Here is a 20,467-nt window from a genome sequence, read left to right on the forward strand (position 1 = left end):
TCCGGGTGGTTGAGAGCGCTGCGCAGGGGCTGAGGGAACGCGGCAAGAGGTCTCCCGAGCTCAGCACAAGGGTCGAGAAGCTGGAGAAGGAGCTCAAGGAATTAGTGGAGGTGATAAAGGAGTGGAGGAGGTAGAGGTCCTAGTCGAAAATCCCGAGGAGGCGCGGAGAGCGGTCGAGGAAGCAGCCCGGAGTAGGGTTAAGCGACTTGTGCTTCGGGTGAAAGCGCTCGACGCTGCAAGCGCGGCGGAAATCGTGCGGGAAGCTCTGAGAGATACGCTTCCGTTCACGGTCATCGCGGAGGTGGCAGGATGAGCTTCGACGTCCTAATCACCTCTGACAGGACGATGATGACGAACCACCACGGGAAGGAGTTCATCGGTTTCTTCACCACCAGCCCGCCCGTAGGCCTCCCCGAGTGGGTGTGGATGTGGCTCAGCGCCCCCAAGCCCAAGGTGGATAAGCTGGGGCGCCCAGTGGAGGCTCCCTACGGCTTAAGGAAGGTTGAAGCGAAGCTGCTGGACGCCGGCATCAGCGCCGCCGTAGTGGATCCTGATCACCTCGGTAGGTACTTGAAGAGCGCGAAAGTGCTGATGGTAGGTCACCACGACTACTTCGCGATGAACTCTCCCAGCGTGGTTTGGTGGGCGGTGACAGGCAAGGAGCCTGTGAACAGGCGCAGCTTCCTGAGGATGATGCGCCGGCCGGAGATCAGGGAGGCTAAGCGCCGTGGGCTGAGGATTATCGCTGGAGGGCCGGCGGCGTGGCAGTGGCTCTGGAACACTGACCTGTGGAGAGAGCTCGGGGTGGATACCGTCGTGGACGGCGAAGCGGAGCGGGTGATCGTGGACCTGGTTTCGAAAGCTCTCAGGGGGGAGAGCCTCCCCGCCTACGTGTACATCGGCCCCGAGGACGCGCCGTCGGTCGAGGAGATACCCGCGATAAGGGGTGCGAGCGTGAACGGCTTCGTGGAGGTTATGAGGGGCTGCCCGAGGCGCTGCCGCTTCTGCCCTGTGACTCTCAGACCTGTTCGCTACTACCCGCTCGAGAAGATAGAGGCGGAGATGAGGGTCAACGCGGCGGCTGGTTTAAGGCACGGGGTCCTGCACTCCGAGGATATCTTGCTCTACGGCGCTAGAGGGCTGGAGCCGAACCCTGACGCGCTCCTCAAGCTCCACCAGCTCGCAAAAAGGTACTACAGGACTATCGCCTGGAGCCACGTGACTCTCGCGGGCGTCAAGTACGCTCAGGAGAAGTACAGGCTCATCACCCGGCTCACGGAGGTAGTTTACGACGACTACCAGGATTGGCTCGGTGTCCAGGTCGGCTTGGAGACAGGGTCGGTCAGGCTGGCTAGAGTGATGATGCCTGGGAAGGTCGCCCCCTACCCGATAACCATGTGGCATGAAGTTGTAGAAGACGCTCTAGCGGTTATGCACGAGCACAGGATCGTGCCGGCTCTCACTCTGATCCTAGGCTCTCCCGGCGAGAGGGAGGAGGACTTACAGCAGACGCTCGAGCTCCTCGACAGGATCAAAGACTACCGGAGCTTGATCGTCCCCATGTTCTTCGTGCCGCTAGGCTACTTGAAGAACAGGGAAGCCTTCCTCAGAGAGAGGCTCACCCCCGCTCACGCGGAAGTTATGAGAAGGTGCATGTGGCACTCCCTCCGGTGGGGAGAGGATATAGCGTTTAAGATGTACCTGCGAGGCCCCAAAGCCGCTCCAATGCGCCTGGTATTCAAAGCGTTCCTAGCTTACGCTAAGAGGAAAGCGGAGGAGATCGAGAGGGAGATCCAGAAGCACGGGATCGACTCGCTGCTCCACGGCTCCAGCGAGCAAGGTAGAGCCCCGAGCGAGATTTCGCCGGTAGCTCCGGCTTGCCGAGCCTAGACGCCGTTCCGCGCCGGTGCTCATCTCCCTTCATTGGCTTAGGCCTTGGGGCCCGCCCTGCGGCCTCCTCGCGGGAGACCGGGGCGGGTCATGGGCCCTCACCCTCAGCCACGTCCTCCGCTCCCTCCTACCCTGCTCGCGAGCCGCTCCACGCCACTCACCCCGTGGCGAAAGCCGTGTAGAGGGTGAGCCAGCCTCCCCTCAAACGCCGGCACCACTCTCCCGGGGGCAACGCCCCCGCGTCCCTTGCGGCCATAAATAGGGTTTGGGCAAGTGAAGCTGGGGAGCGGATGGGGGCCAGCACGGCGAGGGGAGCCCCCGAGAAGAGCGAGGCCCCTGGGGAGGGCTTCAGGGTCTTCAGGGTGGAGTTGAACAGGAGAGTGAGGGGAGAGCTCGCGAAGCTCCACCAGCGCCTCGTACAGAGGGATCCTTCGCTGCCGAAGAGCGCGTTCCGCTACCACAAGAGCTGGGAGGAGGAGAGAGCGGTGGTGCTGGAGATGCGGGAGCAGGCGGGGAAAAGGACCCCGCCGAAGCGCGATCCACCGTACCACCTGCTGGTCAAAATCACCAAGGACGGGAAGAGAATCCACGGCAGCGACAGCGTGCCCGTGGTCGTCGACCTGGACCGGGGCGAGCTGCGGATCCCCTGCGCGGGGATCCGGGTCCACCTGCAGCCATCACTGCTCAAAGCGCTGGAGGGGGAGCTCCGGCTCGACCCTAAGCCTGAGCTCGTTGTCCAGCTGACGTGCCGAGGACGGCTCCGCATCGTCGCTTTCAGGAGCCCGCCGAAGTGGTGGCTCTACAGGGAGGAGTGCGCGGACTTCGCCGCGGTCCGGCTCGAGCCGCCCGTCAGGGTGGTAGCGATGGACGTGAACAGCGTGTACGGCATTGCCGCCGTGGTCTTCGACCTCACCGACGGGAACCGCGTGAGAGTGCCGAAGTCGCCGATGCGGTGGCAGCCGCCCAACGACACCCTATTCCTAACGATGGCGGCGATCCTGCGGAAGATCGCTCAGGGCCTGCCGCCGACACCGCCAGAGGACGCCAGCGAGGAGGAGCTCCAGCTCTGGCAGTGGGCGCTCGAGAGGGTGAGGAGGCTGGAGGAGAGAACGGGTACCTTGACAACGGAGCGTGCCGACAGGCTCCGCTGCCAGCTGGAGCGGGCGGCGAGGCTGGCGAGGAGGCGGTGGGCCCGGAAGGTGGTGCACGAGCTCAGGCAGCTCGTCCGCGAGGCGGGCGGCAGGGCTGTAATCGCTATCGACGTCCCAGACCCGGAGAGCTTGAGGAACAGCAAGCTGCAGAAGACCTACCTGCACGTGACAAAACTCGTCAAGAACCTCTGCCGCTACGAGGGGGCGCTCTACCGGAGGGTGAGGGCTTCCGGCAGGGCGTGCCCCCTCTGCAGCAGGTGGTGCGAGGAGGTGGAGCACCGCTACTACCAGTGCCCGAAGTGCGAGCTAGTGTTCGACCGCGACTACGGCGCCAGCTTCACAGCAGCCCTCAGAGTCCTACCACCGACGCTCGCAGATGAGCTGAGGAAGTGGCTCAAAGCCCACCCCAAAGCACTCGCGCCGAACTACGGCAACAAGCCCAGCCGCAGCGAGGCAACCGCAGAGCTCAACCGCCGCGCCCTAGAGGGCCCCGCTTCCCGGGACACCTGCCGGGCGGGCTCAACGTCCGGGGGCGCTCCTGGGGGGCCGCGTGCGCGAAGAGGGGGAGAGCAGCCGGGAGGCGCTCCGGCGACGGGGCGCTGAAAGGCGCGAGCAGGCCGCCCTTTAAGCGGCCGCCCCCATGACCCGCCCCGGTCTCCCGCGAGGAGGCCGCAGGGCGGGCCCCAAGGCCTAAGCCAATGAAGGGAGATGAGCACCGGCGCGGAACGGCGTCTAGGCTCGGCAAGCCGGAGCTACCGGCGAAATCTCGCTCGGGGCTCTACCTTGCTCGCTAGACGCCGTAGCGCTCGAAAGCGAGCTTCACCTGCTCCTCCTTGAACTTCTCCACTTCTCTCCTCGTCAAGTTCTCTCCCTCGACTACACCCTCCTTTACGAGCACCCTCCCTTTGACGGCGACGAGCTTCGGCTCTGCGCGGCCGGCGATAACCTTCCCTAATGGCTCGTCGAAGCACACGAAGTCTCCCTTGCCTCCGATTCCGTAAACCTCGTAGCCGCCGGCAGTAGCCTTCTCGAGCAAGCTGGCTGAAGGCCCGTGCACCTTAACAGCGTCGAGGTAAGTTCTCCTCACGGTGCCCGTCACCAGGGGCCAGTCGCTCCCCAGAGCGTCGAGGAAGCTGAGCTCGCTTATCGTGTACCCGTAAAGGTACAGGTTCGAAGTGGGGCAGTGCACGATCTTGAAGCCGTAGCTCCTGCACTTCTCGGGGGAAGTTATGCAGTGCACAGCTACTATTCTCCACTCTACCCCCTCGAGGAGCTTTACGAGCTCGTCGGCTTCGTCCACCCCCTCCGAGAGGTGGAGGGCGAAAGGCAGCTTCAGCTTGGCGGCGATCTTGTAGGAAGCTCGCAGAGAAGAAGGCGATGTGAGGCGTATAGAGTGCGCGAAGAAACCCATGCTGTAGTAGCCGTCCCACATAGCGAGGTTCGAAGCGTAAGCAGCGTACACGCTCTCGGGGCGGGTCCACCCCTCAGCCTCCATCACAGTAGGCATGAGGATCACTCGGGGCGAAGCTCTGAGGCTCTGCAGCGCTCTAAGGTTGCCCACAAGGCTGCCGTTCAAGGCAGCGAGGGTCACGCCGTCGAGAAGGGATAAGAGCAACGTCGCTTTAGCTAGCGCTGCGGAGAGCTCGGAATCCCTCCTGATAGCTCCCTCGTCCACCTTGAGCTTTCTCCTGCTGATCCACTCGTAGGAGCTTGACCACTTTCCGCGGTCGCCGACATCCACCACTTGAGGGTGGGCGTGCGCGTCGCTGAAGCCAGGCATTACCGCGGTCTCGAAGTAGAAGTCCTCGCTGCCCTCGTACTCTATTCTCACGTTCCTTCTCACAACTCCCCAGTCCAGCAGCGTGCCGACCTCGATGACCCCCATCAGTACCTCACCTGGAAGAGGCCCCGAGGACCGCTCTCAGCCACGCCGGCGGGCGTAAGCCGCACAAAGACAGCCTTGCTCCTCAGCTCCTCCAGGTTCCTGGCACCCACGTAGCCCATCCCCTGCTTCAGCCCGTTAACCAGCCACTCGACCACTGCCGCGGCAGAACCCCTCAGCTCGACGAGCCCCTCGACACCTTCAGGAGTGCGCTTGAACTCACCGTACCTCGCTGAGCCGCTGGCGAGAGCCCCCCTACTCCCCATCCCCCTGTAAACTTTGAAGGTTTTCCCCTCCACCTCGACTAACGCTCCCGGAGCCTCCTCGGTTCCTGCCAGGAGGTAGCCCAGCATCACAGCGTCTGCGCCAGCAGCCAGCGCCTTCACGACGTCTGCAGGCTTCTCGACCCCGCCGTCCGCCACTACCGAGACCCCGTGTCTCCGGGCCGCGTCAGCCACTTTAGCGATCGCCGAGAGCTGAGGGTACCCGACCCCAGCCACCTCCCTGGTTGTGCAAGCGTGCCCGGGGCCAACCCCCACGCGGAGGGACACCGCTCCAGCTGAAACTAATGCCTCAGCTGCCTCGCCCGTGACGATGTTTCCAGCCATAACTCGCGCCCCGTAGCTCGAGTACCTCCTAGTCGCTTCTACCACGTTTCTACTGTGCCCGTGAGCGGTATCGATGACGATCATGGAGACTTCAGCGTCCAGCAGCCTTTTCACGCGCTCGTCGTCGAAAGGTCCCACGGCGGCCGCGGCGGGCAGCCCCTCGCTCGCAGCCTCCCTAACTGCTTTCACCGCCTCCTCCAGCGGGTAGTTCCGCGGCAGGACGCCCAGCCCGCCCAGCCTGCCCATACAGAGGAGCATCTCGCGCCCCGTGACGGTGTCCATAGGGCTGCTGATGAGAGGTATCCTGAGCTTCAGCCCCGGAGCTAGCTGGGTGGAGACATCAACTTCCTCTAGCCGGACGTCAGAGTACTGCGGGACAAGTAGGACATCGTCGAAGCTGAGCCCGACTTCAGAGTTTTTAATCTTCTCCTCGAAGTACCCCATGTTTAAGGAAAGCGCTGCTTAGCATATAAGGCTGATGTATATACAATACGAATATATTCGAGCGTGCACAAATATTCGCGTGGCTACTGCCCGAAGGCTCATCAAGCTGGGGAAGTCGAGCCTGGCTATAACCCTACCCAAGAAGTGGGTCGGCGAGCAGGGGCTCAGGGAGGGCGACCTCGTGATCGTCGACGAGCAGAACGGCTCTCTAGTAATCTCGGTAGCTAGGCAGGCGGAGCCCGAGCCCAGCAGGATTGCCCATGTCTCGGCTAAGCCCCAGGAGGAGGAGTCGCTGGAGAGGATAATCATCGCCCTGTACCAGGCCGGGTACGATGTGATCCGCGTCACCGTTTCCGGCGGTAGAACGACGCAAGCTCTGCGAGATGCTCTTCGCAGGACTCTCACCAGGCTGATAGGCTTGGAGGTCGTTGAAGAGGGGTCCGACTACGTGCTGCTGCAGATGGTTGCTGATGCTGCTGTGATGAGTCTCGACCGGGTGCTGGGGAGAATGGAGCTTCTCGTCTTGAACAGCTTGAGAGAGCTCGAGATATACGCGGCAGAGAAGGATCTTGAGATACTTCGCGGTATCGTGGAGCGCGACGAGGAGGTGGACAAGTTTTACTTCCTTCTCAGCAGGCAAGTTTCTCTCGCTTTGAGGAACCCTGCTTACCTCAAGCAGATTGGAGTCGAGGATAGGCCTCTCCTCCTTCCCATGTTCAACTACGGGAAAACTATCGAGAGGGTCGGCGACGTCGCGGTAGCTATAGCGAGGGTTGCCCCCCGCATCGAGGTGGCAGGCAGCGCCATCGAGGTGGCGAGAAGAGCTATCGAGGCCGGTGTAAGGGTTTTCCGAACTGGCGACGATGAAGGTAAAAGGTTCCTCGCAGGCCTCTACGCTGACTACTTCTCGCGGATAAAGCCTGACAGCCTGCTCGACCACCTTATCGGCAACATCATCTCGCTATCCCTGGACATGGTGGAGAGCAGAATAGAGTACGAAGTCTTAAGGGAGCGCCGCTGAGCACTCAAACAGGCTCGCCGAACCCGCTCCAGAATCGTGGGCGTGGTAGGCCGGCTACCGCTGCATGCCTTTAAGGTTCATCCGGAACTCGTAGCCGTAGAGCTCGAAGCCAAGCTTCTCGTACCACTTGTGCACTTCTTTCCGCTCAAACCTGCTGGTGGCGATAATCTTGTAGCACCCCAGCTCTCTCGCCAGCTCGACAGCTTTCTTCACGAGAATAGTCCCCACCCCCCTACCCCTGCTGGACTCCTCCACGTACACGTCCTCCAGGAGAGCGTAGGGCTCCGCGTGAAGGTCATTCCTAATCAGGTAGATATAGCAGTGCCCGATCTCCCTCCCATCCTCTACCGCGGAGATCTTGATCCCGCTGGAGCTCACAGTGGTAGTCCTAAGCTCCACGATCCTGGCTGGGAAGCACCGGGATAAATCCCTGACTGCCCCGAGCGGGAGCTTGTTCGCGGGAAGCACAACACTTAATTACAGCGCTGGCTGGCTGCGCCTCGAGGCTCTTGGTCCGGGTAGACCTCGAGGGCAGCCTCTACGAGAAGAGGAAGATAGGGAGGAGAGTGTACAGAGCTTTCTTCGTTCTCTTTGCTGATGGGGTTATGCTCAAGGATGTTAGGGAGAGCGGGGAGGAGATGCGCGTGGCAAGCGTGAGTTTCGAGCGCTCGCTGATAATCTTTGGGAAGTCTGGCCCCTCAGGCCTCGAAGGCTGTGTTCCGGAAGGCGGGTCCTGGCTCCTAGTGCGCTTGGCTCCATCCTCGGAGGAGAGGGCGGTCACCCTGAACCTGGTTCTCCCGGGTGAAAAAGTCTCCCTGACAGTGAAGGGAGGCATAGACATCTCGTTCGTCAAGTTCTGCCCCTCCTGCGACTACCGTTCTCTCCTAAAGCTCCAGACCCGAAAGCTAAAAACGTGATGGCTGTGAGAGGAGGCTGCCCCACCGCTTAAGAGCAGGGCTGCTGCGCGGCAGCTCTTCTGTGCGGAAGACTGCGTACTCGAAAAGCGCGCGGAGCTCTATGTTCACTTCGGGTATTGCTTCAGAGACGTGGATGAAGCCTGCCTTGGTCACGAGTAGGTGCCTCGTCGTTTTAGGAGGGAAAGGAACCCCTCGGGCAGCTCTCTCCAGGACGAGTTTCTTGTCTATGACTCCCCGCCCATCCCACCTCGCGGCAACTATTCTCTGATCCATGTAGTTGACCAGCGCGACCGGCACCACGGTGAGGCCTATCCTCTTGAAGGACTCGAGCCTGTGGTGCCCGTCGATGACGGTGAGGGTAATTGCATCCGCTAGGATCGCCCGGTGCAGTACTCTCTCCTCCAGAAGCGACCTCATCACCTCCTCTACTCTCGCTTCTTCAACGCGCTCGTGGGGCTTCAACGCACGCACGTCGATCAGCGATACCTTGTACTCTATCATGCTCAAAAAGGTGCAATGTCAGCGGAATATAAGTATTTCCGTTCTAATGTAGGCAGTGCGCAGAGGCGGGGTTTGCGGTGAAGGCTTCCGCCCCTAGTTCTCACAACCTCCCGAGTGCTCCCCCCATCAGTGCTCTCGCTGAACGTTCCGCGCCGGTGCTCATCTCCCTTCACTGGCTTAGGCCTTCGGGCCCGCCTTGCGGCCTCCGCGAGAGTAGGAAAGAGCTGAGGGCGAGGCTGGAGGAGTGGGTTGAGAGGCGTGGAGCCGAGCTATAGGAGCTCTTCGGCAAGCGCGGCTTGGAGGTTGGCGCTCGGGGGCTACTGCGCGCTGCGGTGAGGGACGCGGTGTTCTTCAGCTTGCGCCGCGGCCCGCCGAGCTGGTACGGCTCGCTAATCGCTGAGGTGCGCGACGGCTTGGAGGGAGCTGGGGGCGAGGTTTGGGAGGAGCTGATGCTCCACTACAGCACCGCTATCGTGGTGAGGGGCTCTACAGCTTGGGTGAAGGTGGGCTACCCTCCCTCGAAGCTCTACACCGCCAAGTTCGCGAGAAACGTGTAGCGCGGGTAGCCACTCTAGACTGCTTCAGCGTGGCCTGGGGGCGGCCTGAGAGAGTTGAGCTGCAGCGCCGTTCAAGCTCTCTCGGTTAGGTCGATTGTCGCCTCAAGTATGTCTGAGCTGTACTCGACAACTCTGCGGTAGCTACCCAGAATAACGCGAACGTTCGAGACCATTTCAGGATCCTGCGCTACTAGTACCCGCTTCGAAAGCTCCTTGTCTGCCTCGCGGAGCTCGATAGCTTCCTTGTCGAGAAGCCGGTGGGCAGAGTCCCTGTCTCTGGCCAGGAAGGCATCGACGCTGCGGCGGAAGAACTTGGCAACCTCCGAGGCTAGAGAAGCTATCTCATCCCTGTTAGGCAGCTCGGGAGTCTGGAGCAGAGTCGCAGCGATCGCTGCCGCGTGGTCGGAGACTCGCTCGATGTTCTTCATGACCATTGCGTGCGAGAGCACTTCCTCCAGCCTGCTGAGGCCCAGCTCCTTCAAGTTCGTGAAGCCTCTCATAGCGCTGTACAGCTGCCTCAACCCGTAGAGGTACAGCTTATCCACGATATCGTCTCTCGCAATCACCTCCTCGAGGTTGACTACCGCTTCACCACCGCGCAGCACGGTTATCGGATCCTCGAGCATGCTCTGAGCAGTGTCCCGCATTCTTCCCACGACTTCCGGCACGGGGATATCTTCTACGTTTACGAGCACCTGGATCACTACCTCCCGCGCACTTTCCTGCATCACTTCCGCACCTATCAGCTTAGAGACGAGGACATCCCTGATAGTCTTCTTCAGCGCTGGACTATCTTCATCGAACTTAGCCCGTATAACCTTGTAGCCGAGCAGGTACTTGGAAAACAGCTCTCGAATGATCGCCCCCTCCGTAGTCTTCTTCCCGACCCTAACCTCTGTTTCGAGAGCAGCTCTAGGCCTCTTCACGCTCGGGATAAGCCTGATCGTCCCATCCTGTTCGAGAACGAGGGAGACGATGCTCCCCTTCCCTATACCCACTGCGGAAGCCCACTCCTTCGGAATAGAAACAATATAGGTTGAACCTCCCGTTAGCTGAACTCTGCGGACTATCCCTGCCTCAGGCGCAACGCTCATATTTTTCGGAAAACCCTGGTGAAATAAATATTTTATGTAGAAGAAGGGCTGGGAGGCTATATATAAAAATCTTTATATATCAATCACTGATGGAGCATAAACCGGGGTGGGGTTTGAGGTGCTCTTTCCGAGGGGTTGCGCAGCCCCTCTGGACTTTAACTTTGTAAGCATCATAATTCGATATATTACGCTCAGCTAAAGAGCTGCCGGGAGTAAGAATATCTAGGGGATTTCATTGATACCGAGGTTAGGGTACCGCCGCAGGAGCATCTGGCTGTACCACTTTAACTCGGGGGGATGCAACGGTTGCGACATCGAGTTTGTCGCGGCGCTGACGCCACGCTATGATCCCGAGCGTTTAGGAGTGCAGCTCGTCCCCTCCCCCAGGCATGCCGACGTCCTCGTAGTCACGGGGCCTGTGACGAGCGTTGTGAAGGACGCGCTTGAAGAGATCTACGACCAAATTCCGGAGCCGAAGCTGGTGATAGCTTTCGGCACTTGTGCTTGCAGCGGCGGGATCTTCTCGGAGTGCTACAACACGATCGGGGGTGCCGACCACGTGATCCCTGTTGATGTCAAGATCCCCGGGTGCCCCGCGAGGCCGAGCTCGCTTCTAAGGGTTCTGGCTGAAGTTTACGGGGTGAAGGTTCGTGGGAAAGCTTAGCAAGAGGGTTACTACTCTTGAGGAGCTGGCGCGCGAGCTGGAGGCGGCTATTGAGAGCGGCTTTAACCACCTCATGGCGATCACCTGCGTGGACCTCGGCGGAGAGCTTGAGCTCATCTACAGCTTGTCGAGCCTGGACGGGCGCCCTCTCCACCTTTCTCTCAGGGTTCCTCAGGGCAGCGCTAAAGTGTCTTCTATCGCTGCGCTCATGCCTGCTGCTAGCTTCTACGAGAGAGAAGTTCACGATCTCTTCGGCGTGCACTTTGAAGGTAACGAAGGTATGGGGTCCAGATTCCTGCTTCCGCAGTGCTACCCCGAGGAAGCCCCTCCTCCTCTGCTCAAGAGCGTGGACTCCGCCCAAGTGAGAGAGCTTCTATCCACGCTCAGGTGCGCATCCCCGCTCCCGATCCACCTGGAGGCCCCGCTCTCACCGGAGAGCGTGGTGGTCCCCTTCGGCCCCTACCACCCAGCCCTCAAGGAGCCGGAGCACATCAGCCTGGTCGTGGAGGGTGAAAGAATAAGGAAGGCCTTCATCAAAATCGGGTACGTCCACAGAGGCATCGAGAAAGCTGCTGAGGCGAGGTCGTTCCTCCGGGACATCTACCTTTTCGAGAGGGTCTGCGGGATCTGCAGCACTCACCACGCCTGGACTTTCGTGGAGGCGGTGGAGAGCCTTCTCGGCCTTCAGCCCCCGCCCCGGGCGGTTTTCCTCAGAGCGATCGTAGCGGAGCTGGAGCGGATCCACTCTCACGCGCTCTGGCTAGGGCTCGTGGGGTACTGGATGGGCTTCGAGTCCATGTTCATGTGGGTGTGGGGCTTAAGGGAGCTCGTCATGGACATCCTCGAGGAGGCTACGGGCAATAGGGTCCACAAGTCCTTCGTCACGATAGGAGGGGTTAGGAGGGATATCCCCGACGAGAAGCTGCGAGGCTACGTCGAGAAGCTTTCCCAGCTGAGGAGCAGCATCGCTTCGCTGATGGAAGATATTCTCTCCAGCGAGCAGTTTGCCTCGAGAACCAAGGGGGTTGGCAGGTACACGCTCGAGCAGGCGCGCCGCTTCTCCACGGTGGGGCCCGTGAGGAGAGCTGCCGGAGACCCCTACGACATCAGGAAGATCGAGCCTTACGGTGCTTACGACCGCGTCGACTTCCACGTGCCGGTAGCGAGCGAGGGAGATGTCTACAACCTCGTGAAGATAAGGCTCGAGGAGCTCCTCTCCTCAGTCGATATCATCGCGCAGCTGGTGGAGAAGATCCCCTCCGGGAACCCTGTGCCTCCGCGGCACTTCATGGGCACGGTACCCGAAGGAGAGGCTTACGCCAGGACGGAGGCCCCGCGCGGCGAGCTGTTCTACTACGTGAAGGCTGACAACAAGCACAACCCCTACAGGGTGAAGATCCGGACTCCCACGCTCGCGAACATACAGCTTGCGGCTTCGCTGCTGGAGGAGGCGCTCGTGTCGGATCTCCCGCTCATCGTCACCAGCATAGATCCGTGCTTCAGCTGCATGGATAGGGTTACCGTCCTTAAGGACGGGGAGTTTTTCGTCCTCAAGCTCGAGGATCTGGTTAAGCTCGCTCGGGGTGATTCGAAGTGAGTGCGTACATTAAGGCGCTGGTTTTAGGGGTGAGGGAAGCCTTCAGGGGCAGGATAACGGAGCACCTCTCCTCCGCGGTGAGCAACGGCTTCGCCCGCGGCGTACCTATCCTCGAAAGCAGCAAGTGCCTCGGCTGCGGCTTATGCTCCCGCGTCTGCCCTCCGCGCGCTATAAAGATGCGGCCGGCGGGGAGGAAGGTGGTCGGCGGAAGGGAGGTTCCGAGGGAGGAGCCGAGCTTCGACTACTTCCGGTGTATCTACTGCGGGCAGTGCGCCGACGTGTGTCCGGCTAAAGCGATAACCATGGATAGGAGGAGCCCCGTAGACGTTGTCAACATCACGGCCCCCCAGGTCCTCATCCTGGGAGCGGCACCGCAGGTCACTTCGTTCCTGGTGATTGCGGCTGTAGTAGCGCTGGTTTACTGGCTGAGCGGTAAGCTCGCCCCGCGGGGAAGGCACGGCTCCTCGGCCAGGAAGCCTTTCAGCGGCGGAGTTCCCCTGTCCTCCTCCAGGTACAGGTACTACGCGGTCAGCCTGATGGCGTTCGTCCTCTTCCTCCTGCTAGCCGAGGCTCTCTGCTTCCTCTACCTCCTCGCGAGCCCTAACGCGCAGGCTTTCGCGGTCCTGCTGCTAGCGGCCCTCGTGATCTACCTTCAGGGTTTGTGGGTCTCCAGGAGGTGGGCCGGATGATGGAGATGCTCTACTCTCTGGTGTTTCCCGGAGTACTGTTCACCGCGGCGATGGCTTTCTGGTTCGAGTACATTGACCGCAAGGTAACAGCGCTCGTCCAGCGCCGCGTGGGGCCGCAGGCGACGGGCCCGGGCGGGCTGCTCCAGCCGCTCTACGACTTCCTCAAGCTGCTCGGGAAAGAAGAGCTCGTGAGCGAGAAAGCGGACAGGGTAGCTCTGAGAGTGGGCCCGGTCCTGGCTGTAACGCTCCCGATATACGGCATGCTCTACATCCCGATAGTCTCGACCGATCCCCCGCTGGGCTTCAGCGGGGACCTGCTCCTGATCTTCCTCCTCCTAGCGTTCTCGGCCCTTTCAGTCGCGCTCGTGGGCTACGCGGCCCTCAGCCCCTACACTGTGCTCGGCGTAGGCAGGTTCATCGCACAGTACGCGATGTACGAGGCCGTATTCATGCTCTGCTTAGTGTCAGCTGCCCTGCAAGCCTCCACGCTGAGCGTGAGCGGCCTCGTCACCTACCAGGCAGCTAGAGGTTGGCTCGCCCTCTACCAGCCTATCGGGTTCGTAGCCGCCCTCCTCTCCCTCCTCGCGAAGCTCGAGAAAAAGCCCTTCGACCTACCCCACGCGAAGCAGGAGATTGTCGCAGGCTGGGCTACCGAGCTCAGCGGTCGAAGCCTCGCGTTCATGCGGCTGTACGAGGACTTGAGCATGACGTGGGGTATAGCGCTTCTAGCTACTGTATACCTCGGCGGGCCCCTGGGCCCCGGCTTCCCGGAGCTTGGTCCGCTCGCGGGGTTCGCGTGGTTCGGGCTGAAGACTTTTACATTGAGCGTGCTCGTGGCCCTCATAAGCGCGTCGATGGCTAGGGTGCGGGTTTACGGGCTTGTGAAGACTTTTTGGGAGAGGACCCTCCTCCTTGTTCTTCTCCAGATAGGGTTAGCCTGGCTGTTGAGGTGAGCATCATGATTTGGATAGCTGTTGTCGTCGGCGTAGCGCTCGTGCTGGCCGCCCTCTTCGCGCAACGCGCGACGGCCTCGCTCCTGCTAATGTCCGCCGGAAGCGCCGTGCTCAGCTTAGTTATCGCCGCCTTTGCGGGGCCTCTCAGCGGAGTCCTGGTCGCGACCCTGTACGCTGGCGCCCTCATCGCGATGATGGCGATATGGCTGATCCTCGCGGAAGCCGAAGAAGCTAAGCGCGACGCGCTGTACTGGGTAGCGGTCGCGTTTCTCCTCCTCGCCCTCCCAGCTGGTCTGCTGGCCGCGTGGAGGCCGGTTCTGCAGCTGCAAGCACCCCCCGCGAGGGCTGTGAGCCTGGAGGATATCCTGATCCTTTCCCTGATCCTGGTTGTAGCTGCAGGCGGCGTACCCTACGTTTTAGGAGGTGAGAGAAGGTGATTGAGGAGAGCGTCTTCGTTCTGGGTGGTTCCGTGGTGCTCGTGCTCGCAGGGGTAGCGTCCATCGCGGCGACCCGGAACTTGCTGAAGGTAGTTATGGGCATCCAGGCGGTGCTGCTCGGGGCCCTGCTACCGTTATCGCTCGCGGCTCGAGGTCAGGCGAGCGCGGTGATCCTGATCCCCGCTGTAGCTGCAGCAGCGGCGGAAGCCGTGGGTATGGCTGTGCTCGCGCTAGTTTGGGAGAAGTACAGGACGACTGATCCTCACCAGGTTTCAGAGCTGAGGTGGTAGCTTATGTACATGGGCTTGGTGCCGCTCTGGCTTTTCGGGAGCAGCCTTCTCGTGCTAGTGCTCGGAAGGTTCTCGAGAAAGTTCTGCGAGCTGTTCTCGGTAGCTTCCACGGGAGTCGCCGCAGCCTTGTCCCTCTACCTGCTGGCGGGCGGCGAGCCCTCGAGCGCAGGGCTCCTGCCAGTCCTCTCAGACTCGCTGTCGAGGTTCATGCTTGCAGTCGTGAACGTGCTAGGCTTCCTCATAGTCTTCTACAGCGTGGGCTACATGGCGACGGAGGAGGGCTACGTCCGCTACTACTTCCTGATCCTCCTCTTCATCGGCGCGATGTCGAGCTTAGTGCTCGCCGCGAACGTGATCCACCTCTACCTATTCTGGGAGCTCGTGGGAGTCTGCAGCGCGATGCTCATCAGCTTCTGGTGGGAAAAGCCGGAAGCGCGCAGAGCGGGCCTCAAGGCCTTCGCGGTAACACGCGTCGGAGACATCGGCTTCTTGATCGCGATCGCACTCCTCTTCCACAACCTAGGGACGCTGAACGTCCAGGAAGTTCTGCAGGGCCTCCAGCGGGACTACGGGCTAGCTGCTACTGTCGGAACGCTGCTAGTTATCGCCGCGGCAGGTAAGTCGGCCCAGTTCCCGCTACTCGTATGGCTGCCAGACGCGATGGAGGGCCCCACTTCCGTCAGCGCGCTGATCCACGCTGCGACGATGGTGAAAGCCGGCGTCTACCTCATATCGAGGTTCTTCCCCTCGCTCACACCTGAAGTGCTGTCAACGCTCTTCTGGATCGCACTCGTAACAGCGCTCATCTCCGCCGTTTCCGCACTCGCTTCTCGAGACCTGAAGAGAGTTCTCGCCTTCAGCACGATCAACCACCTCTCTCTGATGTTCCTCGCGCTGGGCTCGGGAGCCTGGGCCGCGGCGCAGCTCCACCTGCTCTCCCACTCCCTGTTCAAAGCCCTCCTCTTCCTCTGCGCAGGGCTTATCGTTCACGAAGTGGGCACCCGCAACCTAGACGAGATCGGGGGCTTGTGGAAGGGAGGGATGCGCCTAACGGGAGCCGCTTTCCTCATAGGGGCGCTCGCCCTCGCGGGAGTTCCTCCAACGCCCGGCTTCTTCAGCAAGGAAGCTGTGCTGGCTTCGGTGGAGGAAGCCTTGGGCACCCCTGGGAAGATAGTGGCGTTCACTCTGAGCTTCCTGTCCGCTGCGTACATCTTCAGACTGTTCTTCAGGGTGTTCGCTGGAGCCCCCAGGGAGGAGTACGAAGAGCACGAGTGGTGGATGATGATCCCGATCCTCACGCTGGCAGCGCTGACGGCTCTAGGCTTCTTCCTCCTGCGGCTAGCTGAGGGATTCCTGGAGGTTGACCACCTAGAGCACCACGTGGATATCGCGGCAGTGCTAGGCTTAGCGGGCGGCCTAGCCCTGGCGGCCGCTGTCTGGTGGAAGGGTGGGCTGCAGAGCGCTAGGAGGGTGCTCGCAGGCTTCGCGAGAGTTGCGGATAGAGTGTTCCTCCTAGACGACCTCTACACCTGGGCCGCGGAGCAGGTAGCCCGCAACGTCTCCCGCCTAGCGGTCAAGATCCAGCAGGGCAACCCCGCGCTGTACTCTCTCTGGCTTTTCGGCTTCGTCCTGTTCCTCATCATCGTCTTTCTAGGGGTGGTTTAGGATGTGGAGTAACGTCGAGAACCTTTACCTCTTGGTCGCCTTCTCGGGGGTAGCGCTAACCATAGCCCTAAGGCTCGCGCCGGAGAAGCTCAACCGTCCTCTCTCCACAGCGGCATCCGCTCTCTTCATGCTAGCGCTCCTAGCTCTCTCCATCTCAGCTGGAGAGCTTCCCGGGTACGTCGGCTTCGTCTCCTTCGCTATAGGGCTAGCTGCTGTGCTGGCAGGCTACGACCTCGTCCACGAGGACAAGCCGCTGCACGACGCGCTAACTCTAGCGCTAGCTAGCTCTCTCCCGATCCTAGCCGGGACAGAGGACCTGATCAAAGCCTTCGCCGCGTGGGAGCTTATGAGCGTCAGCGTCCTTCTCCTAGTGGCGTTCCACCGGGAGAAGGAGAGCGCTGAAGCCGCGCTGAAGTACCTCATGCTGTGCGGCGCCGGCACCGCAGTCGCGCTAGCAGGCATAGCCCTAGTAGTTCTCGAAACGGGCTCCACGCGCGTCGACAGCGTCTTCCAGGCCAGCCTCCTCGCCCGCATGCTCCTAGCAGCGGGTTTCGCCACAGAAGCCGCGGTATTCCCGCTCCACTTCTGGCTTCCCGACGCCCACATGGTCGCGCCCAGCACGGCTAGCGCGATGCTCTCGGGAGTTGTCATCGAGGCTGCAGCCATCCTCGTGTACCGGCTGGCAGGCTGGGATCCCGTAGTCTCGCGCATCTTCCTCTACCTCTCAGTAGCTGGTGCTTTCGTCGGCAACCTCTCCGCGCTCGCGCAGGACGACATCAAGAGAATGCTCGCGTACAGCAGCGTAGCCAACGTGAGCTACATCGTGATGGGCCTCTGCTCGGGAGACGGCCTCGCTAGGACTTACGCCTTACTGCATGTCGCCGCTCACGGCTACCTGAAGGCTTCGCTCTTCATCGTCTCGGGAATCCTGCTGGCGCAGCACGGGACGAGAAGCCTATCCCGCCTCACCGGGGCTCTCTCTGGAGACAACCTCCTGAAGCTGACCGTCATCGCGTCAGCGCTAGGTTTAACGGGCGCTCCGCCGCTCCTACCGTTCTGGAGCGAGCTCTTCATAGCTGTCGGCGTGCTGTCGGTAAGCCCGGCGCTGCCAGTGCTCTTCGCGCTCGCGGTGATCCTCTCCTTCGGGTACTACTTCAGGCTGCTGCAGAGCCTCTCCCAAGGCAGCTCGCTCAGCGCGACCCACTCGAAGCGGTACCTGCTGGCAAGCACCTCAGCTCTCCTTCTCGTAGCTCTCAACGCTCTCCTATTCACTGCTCCATCTCTACTAGTGGACGCGTTTGCTCTCTCAGTGCCCTAAGAACCATCCGGGCACCGGATCACTCTTTATTAAGATATATTCAGATTAATCTTTTACAGAAAATACTCCGCTGCAGCTACACTCCTGCGTTGAGCTTGGTACTTTTACAGGGAGCATTCCTCCTCTTTGTGAAAGCCTCTCACCTTTCCCGGAGAGTAGAGCAGGAGGTTTCAACCTTTCCCGAATGCTTGTCGTAGTTATACTTTATTTGTACAAATATTGCGAGGCAAAGTATATCTACAGCTAGAGCGGTGAGGCTTAGGTGATCTTTCACGAGCCCCGCCTCCACGATCTTCATCACGCTGGTCCTCGGGCTCCTAGCGGGGAGCCTCGTTCTCTTGCTTGCACGCATCCTCGAGCGCGGCCCGGGGGGCAGGTTCAAGAGAGCGAGGTACGAGGCTGGAAACCCCCCCTCCGGCGAAGCGAAGGCACGGCTACCCTTCCAGTACTACGGGTACGTGCTACTATACTTGAGCGTAGAGCCCCTGATGGTTCTCTTCTTCCTCACCACCTACTACGACAAGCCGGCGCTCTCCGCCGCTCTGGCTGCCCTGGCCCTCCTTCCGGCTGTCGTGTGGGGAGCGCTGGCTGCTGACGAGCTTGAGAGGTGGAGGCTGTGAGCTGCTCTCTGGGCTTCGTCCTGATCGGGAACCTCGAGGAGGCTGCTCACCGCGCTACGAAGTGGCTCGTGGAGAGAACCCCGATCCGCTCACTTAGGGATTGGGCGATCACGTTCAGCCTGTGGCCAGTCCACTTCACAACATCCTGCTGCGGAGCTGAGTTCGCAGCGGCTAGCGCTCCACGCTTCGACGCGGAGCGCTTCGGCTTTCTCCCCTTCAACTCCCCCCGGCAGACGAACCTGATGGTTATCGAGGGGACGCTGACGAGGAAGATGGGGGAGGCCGCGAAGATCGTTTACGACCAGATGCCCTGGCCGAAGTTCGTCATCGCGATGGGGGCTTGCGCGATCGACGGCGGCCTCTTCTACAACAGCTACAACATCGTGAGGCCTAAGGACATCCTCCCGGTCACGCACTTCATCCCAGGGTGCCCGCCGAGGCCGGAGGCGGTGGCCCGCGCGATCATCATGCTTCAGAGGAGGGTGAGGAGCGGTGAGTGGGCCGAGTACGCGCGAAGAGGTTAAGCAAGCGCTCGAGAGGCTGGGCTTCGCGGTAGAGGAGGCTAGGGACGTGCTTAGGGTCAGGCTGGAGCCCGCCGACTTGAGGAAAGCTGCGGAGGAGCTGCTGCGGCTTGGCTTCGACCACCTGGCTTCTGTCGGGGGCGTGGACTGGCCGGCGGAGGGGAAGATAGAGGTTGTGTACCACGCCGAGAGCTACGAGCCGGGGAAGAGGAGCTTTCTCGTCGAGCTCCGGGTGAAGGTTCCCCGCGACGACCCTCACCTTCCCTCGCTGATCGACGTGTGGCCGAACGCGCTGCTCATGGAGCGGGAGGTGTGGGAGATGCTGGGAGTCACCTTCGAGGGTAACCCCGACCTCCGCAGGCTCCTGCTTCCTCCGGACTGGTCCGGCCCACCACCCTTGAGGAAGGATTTCAGGGTCGAGGAGGAGGGTATCTATGTTGAGTACGAGTGAGGTAGTTCGGTCCAGGCTGCTAGCTCGCGAGGGAGGGGAGGAGGTCTACGAGCTCTTCATCGGCCCGCAGCACCCCTCTTCAGGTCACATGCGCTTCATCGTGCGGCTGGACGGCGACGTTATAGTGAGCGTTGACCCAGACATCGGGTACGTGCACAGGACGATGGAGAAGCTCGCGGAGGGCAGGGAGGCGGTAAAGGCGATCCCGCTGCTCGAGCGGATGACAATCATCGATTCTCACAATGTGACGATCGGGCTGGTGAGAGCTATGGAGAAGCTCCTAGACGTGGAGCCGCCGCCTAGGGCGAGGTACCTCAGAACGCTCCTCTCGGAGATCAACAGGATCGCTAGCCACCTCTACGGGATCGGGATCGCGGGCATCATGCTGAACCACTCGACGATGTTCATGTGGGCGTTCGGCGACAGAGAAGTGTGGCTCCAGCTCGCCGAAGAGCTCTCGGGGGCCCGCCTCACGCACACGTACAGCATTCCGGGAGGCGTTAGGAGGGATTTGCCGCAGGGTTTCGCCGACAGGGCTGAGAAAGCGGTGAGGTACATGACGAGGAGGCTGGAGGAGTACGCGAAGATCTTCCTCGAGAACCCGCAGGTGAGGTCGAGGTACGAGGGGGTAGGGGTTCTGAAGAAGGGGGAGGCGTCGAGGCTCGGCATCGTCGGCCCGAACCTCAGAGCGAGCGGCGTCAAGTACGATGCGCGGCTAGCCGAGGACTACGCCGCGTACAGCGAGGTGAGCTTCGAGGTCCCCACGCTAGAGGAGGGTGATGCTTACGCGAGGATGAGGCTGAGGATCGAGGAGATTAAGCAGAGCATGTCCATCATCCTCCAGGTGCTCAGGAAGGTGCCGGAGGGGCCTATCTTCGCGGAAAAGTACCTGAAGCTGCTGCCCCCGAAGCTCCGCGAGCAAGTACTCAGCACGGGCAGGGTGAAGCTCCCTGCGCTCTTCGCCTCTATGAAGCTGCCCGCTGGTGAGGCGGTAGCTAGAGCTGAGATGGGTCACGGCGAGATCTTCTACCACCTCATCAGCGACGGCTCCGCGAAGCCCTACAGGCTCAGGGTCGTGACACCGTCCTTCAGGAACGTGATCCTCTTCCGGTACCTCATGCCGGGGCACCGGTTCATGGACTTCCCCGCGATTTACGGGAGCCTCGACTACTTCCCCCCTGAGGCGGATAGGTGATG

General features: G+C 61.1%; 24 protein-coding genes. 18 read left to right on the plus strand and 6 right to left on the minus strand.

The annotated features are described in order from the left end of the window. Positions 1–121 precede the first annotated feature (121 nt). The 3 genes from QXU72_07705 to QXU72_07715 all read left to right on the plus strand — a co-directional run bounded on the left by QXU72_07705 (position 122) and on the right by QXU72_07715 (position 3,644). Positions 122–313 (plus strand): hypothetical protein, encoded by a 192-nt coding sequence (locus tag QXU72_07705; GenBank protein ID MEM0495125.1) that lies wholly within the window; start codon positions 122–124, stop codon positions 311–313. Continuing rightward, positions 310–1,890: a radical SAM protein gene (locus QXU72_07710; protein ID MEM0495126.1), complete on the plus strand. Its 1,581-nt coding sequence runs from the start codon at positions 310–312 to the stop codon at positions 1,888–1,890. Before QXU72_07705 ends, QXU72_07710 begins: the two co-directional genes overlap by 4 nt. A 290-nt stretch (positions 1,891–2,180) precedes the next feature. Next, positions 2,181–3,644 (plus strand): hypothetical protein, encoded by a 1,464-nt coding sequence (locus QXU72_07715; GenBank protein ID MEM0495127.1) that lies wholly within the window; start codon positions 2,181–2,183, stop codon positions 3,642–3,644. Between the two features lie 187 nt (positions 3,645–3,831). Here QXU72_07715 and QXU72_07720 read toward each other — a convergent pair whose 3' ends face one another. Further along, entirely contained in the window at positions 3,832–4,926 is a 1,095-nt protein-coding gene (locus tag QXU72_07720; protein ID MEM0495128.1) for an amidohydrolase family protein, read from the minus strand. Then, complete coding sequence (locus QXU72_07725) at positions 4,926–5,975, minus strand: IMP dehydrogenase (GenBank protein ID MEM0495129.1); 1,050 nt, start codon at positions 5,973–5,975, stop codon at positions 4,926–4,928. The genes QXU72_07720 and QXU72_07725 overlap by 1 nt, the downstream gene beginning before the upstream one ends. A gap of 79 nt (positions 5,976–6,054) precedes the next feature. On the opposite strand from QXU72_07725, the gene QXU72_07730 reads away from it, so the two are divergent. Further along, positions 6,055–6,996 (plus strand): phosphate uptake regulator PhoU, encoded by a 942-nt coding sequence (locus tag QXU72_07730; GenBank protein ID MEM0495130.1) that lies wholly within the window; start codon positions 6,055–6,057, stop codon positions 6,994–6,996. Positions 6,997–7,050: 54 nt separating this feature from the next. Here the strand turns inward: QXU72_07730 and QXU72_07735 are convergent, their stop codons facing one another. Further along, the gene (locus QXU72_07735; GenBank protein ID MEM0495131.1) at positions 7,051–7,395 is read right to left on the minus strand and encodes a GNAT family N-acetyltransferase; all 345 of its coding nucleotides are present in this window, start codon (positions 7,393–7,395) and stop codon (positions 7,051–7,053) included. 110 nt (positions 7,396–7,505) lie between these two features. On the opposite strand from QXU72_07735, the gene QXU72_07740 reads away from it, so the two are divergent. Beyond that, entirely contained in the window at positions 7,506–7,913 is a 408-nt protein-coding gene (locus tag QXU72_07740) for a hypothetical protein (GenBank protein MEM0495132.1), read from the plus strand. Here QXU72_07740 and QXU72_07745 read toward each other — a convergent pair. Next, on the minus strand, positions 7,902–8,414 hold the full coding sequence (locus QXU72_07745; GenBank protein ID MEM0495133.1) for a ParB N-terminal domain-containing protein: 513 nt from the start codon (positions 8,412–8,414) through the stop codon (positions 7,902–7,904). The two genes, QXU72_07740 and QXU72_07745, sit on opposite strands and share 12 nt — an antisense overlap. Positions 8,415–8,710: 296 nt before the next feature. Between QXU72_07745 and QXU72_07750 the strand changes: the two genes are divergently transcribed. Next, positions 8,711–8,971, plus strand: coding sequence for a hypothetical protein (locus tag QXU72_07750; GenBank protein MEM0495134.1), 261 nt, complete (start codon positions 8,711–8,713; stop codon positions 8,969–8,971). Positions 8,972–9,042: 71 nt separating this feature from the next. On the opposite strand, the gene QXU72_07755 is transcribed toward QXU72_07750, so the two are convergent. Next, a complete protein-coding gene (locus QXU72_07755; protein ID MEM0495135.1) occupies positions 9,043–10,065 on the minus strand; it encodes a phosphate uptake regulator PhoU in 1,023 nt (340 codons plus the stop codon). A gap of 235 nt (positions 10,066–10,300) precedes the next feature. Here QXU72_07755 and QXU72_07760 point away from each other — a divergent pair, with 235 nt between their 5' ends. From QXU72_07760 to QXU72_07795, 8 genes are read left to right on the plus strand one after another with little or no spacing between them, the layout of a single operon-like run. After that, positions 10,301–10,729 (plus strand): NADH-quinone oxidoreductase subunit B family protein, encoded by a 429-nt coding sequence (locus tag QXU72_07760; protein MEM0495136.1) that lies wholly within the window; start codon positions 10,301–10,303, stop codon positions 10,727–10,729. Further along, positions 10,716–12,326 (plus strand): NADH-quinone oxidoreductase subunit C, encoded by a 1,611-nt coding sequence (locus QXU72_07765; protein ID MEM0495137.1) that lies wholly within the window; start codon positions 10,716–10,718, stop codon positions 12,324–12,326. The genes QXU72_07760 and QXU72_07765 overlap by 14 nt, the downstream gene beginning before the upstream one ends. Then, complete coding sequence (locus QXU72_07770) at positions 12,323–13,015, plus strand: 4Fe-4S binding protein (protein MEM0495138.1); 693 nt, start codon at positions 12,323–12,325, stop codon at positions 13,013–13,015. The genes QXU72_07765 and QXU72_07770 overlap by 4 nt, the downstream gene beginning before the upstream one ends. Beyond that, positions 13,012–13,968 (plus strand): complex I subunit 1 family protein, encoded by a 957-nt coding sequence (locus QXU72_07775; GenBank protein ID MEM0495139.1) that lies wholly within the window; start codon positions 13,012–13,014, stop codon positions 13,966–13,968. Before QXU72_07770 ends, QXU72_07775 begins: the two co-directional genes overlap by 4 nt. Positions 13,969–13,973: 5 nt before the next feature. Continuing rightward, positions 13,974–14,405 carry a hypothetical protein gene (locus QXU72_07780; GenBank protein MEM0495140.1) on the plus strand — a complete coding sequence of 144 codons (432 nt, stop codon included), beginning with the start codon at positions 13,974–13,976 and terminating at the stop codon, positions 14,403–14,405. Continuing rightward, a complete protein-coding gene (locus QXU72_07785; GenBank protein ID MEM0495141.1) occupies positions 14,402–14,695 on the plus strand; it encodes an NADH-quinone oxidoreductase subunit K in 294 nt (97 codons plus the stop codon). Before QXU72_07780 ends, QXU72_07785 begins: the two co-directional genes overlap by 4 nt. Before the next feature lie 3 nt (positions 14,696–14,698). Then, entirely contained in the window at positions 14,699–16,360 is a 1,662-nt protein-coding gene (locus QXU72_07790) for a proton-conducting transporter membrane subunit (GenBank protein ID MEM0495142.1), read from the plus strand. 1 nt (position 16,361) lies between these two features. Further along, positions 16,362–17,678 carry a proton-conducting transporter membrane subunit gene (locus tag QXU72_07795; GenBank protein MEM0495143.1) on the plus strand — a complete coding sequence of 439 codons (1,317 nt, stop codon included), beginning with the start codon at positions 16,362–16,364 and terminating at the stop codon, positions 17,676–17,678. Between the two features lie 139 nt (positions 17,679–17,817). On the opposite strand, the gene QXU72_07800 is transcribed toward QXU72_07795, so the two are convergent. After that, positions 17,818–18,030 (minus strand): hypothetical protein, encoded by a 213-nt coding sequence (locus QXU72_07800; protein ID MEM0495144.1) that lies wholly within the window; start codon positions 18,028–18,030, stop codon positions 17,818–17,820. Here QXU72_07800 and ndhC point away from each other — a divergent pair. From ndhC to QXU72_07820, 4 genes are read left to right on the plus strand one after another with little or no spacing between them, the layout of a single operon-like run. After that, positions 18,017–18,298: an NADH-quinone oxidoreductase subunit A gene (gene ndhC, locus QXU72_07805; GenBank protein ID MEM0495145.1), complete on the plus strand. Its 282-nt coding sequence runs from the start codon at positions 18,017–18,019 to the stop codon at positions 18,296–18,298. The two genes, QXU72_07800 and ndhC, sit on opposite strands and share 14 nt — an antisense overlap. Next, positions 18,295–18,822 carry an NADH-quinone oxidoreductase subunit NuoB gene (gene nuoB, locus QXU72_07810; protein MEM0495146.1) on the plus strand — a complete coding sequence of 176 codons (528 nt, stop codon included), beginning with the start codon at positions 18,295–18,297 and terminating at the stop codon, positions 18,820–18,822. The genes ndhC and nuoB overlap by 4 nt, the downstream gene beginning before the upstream one ends. Further along, complete coding sequence (locus QXU72_07815) at positions 18,791–19,270, plus strand: NADH-quinone oxidoreductase subunit C (protein MEM0495147.1); 480 nt, start codon at positions 18,791–18,793, stop codon at positions 19,268–19,270. The genes nuoB and QXU72_07815 overlap by 32 nt, the downstream gene beginning before the upstream one ends. Beyond that, positions 19,254–20,465 (plus strand): NADH-quinone oxidoreductase subunit D, encoded by a 1,212-nt coding sequence (locus QXU72_07820; GenBank protein ID MEM0495148.1) that lies wholly within the window; start codon positions 19,254–19,256, stop codon positions 20,463–20,465. The genes QXU72_07815 and QXU72_07820 overlap by 17 nt, the downstream gene beginning before the upstream one ends. Positions 20,466–20,467: the final 2 nt, after the last annotated feature.

The sequence above is a fragment of the Thermofilum sp. genome (genome assembly GCA_038741495.1).
Taxonomy (GTDB): domain Archaea; phylum Thermoproteota; class Thermoprotei; order Thermofilales; family Thermofilaceae; genus Thermofilum.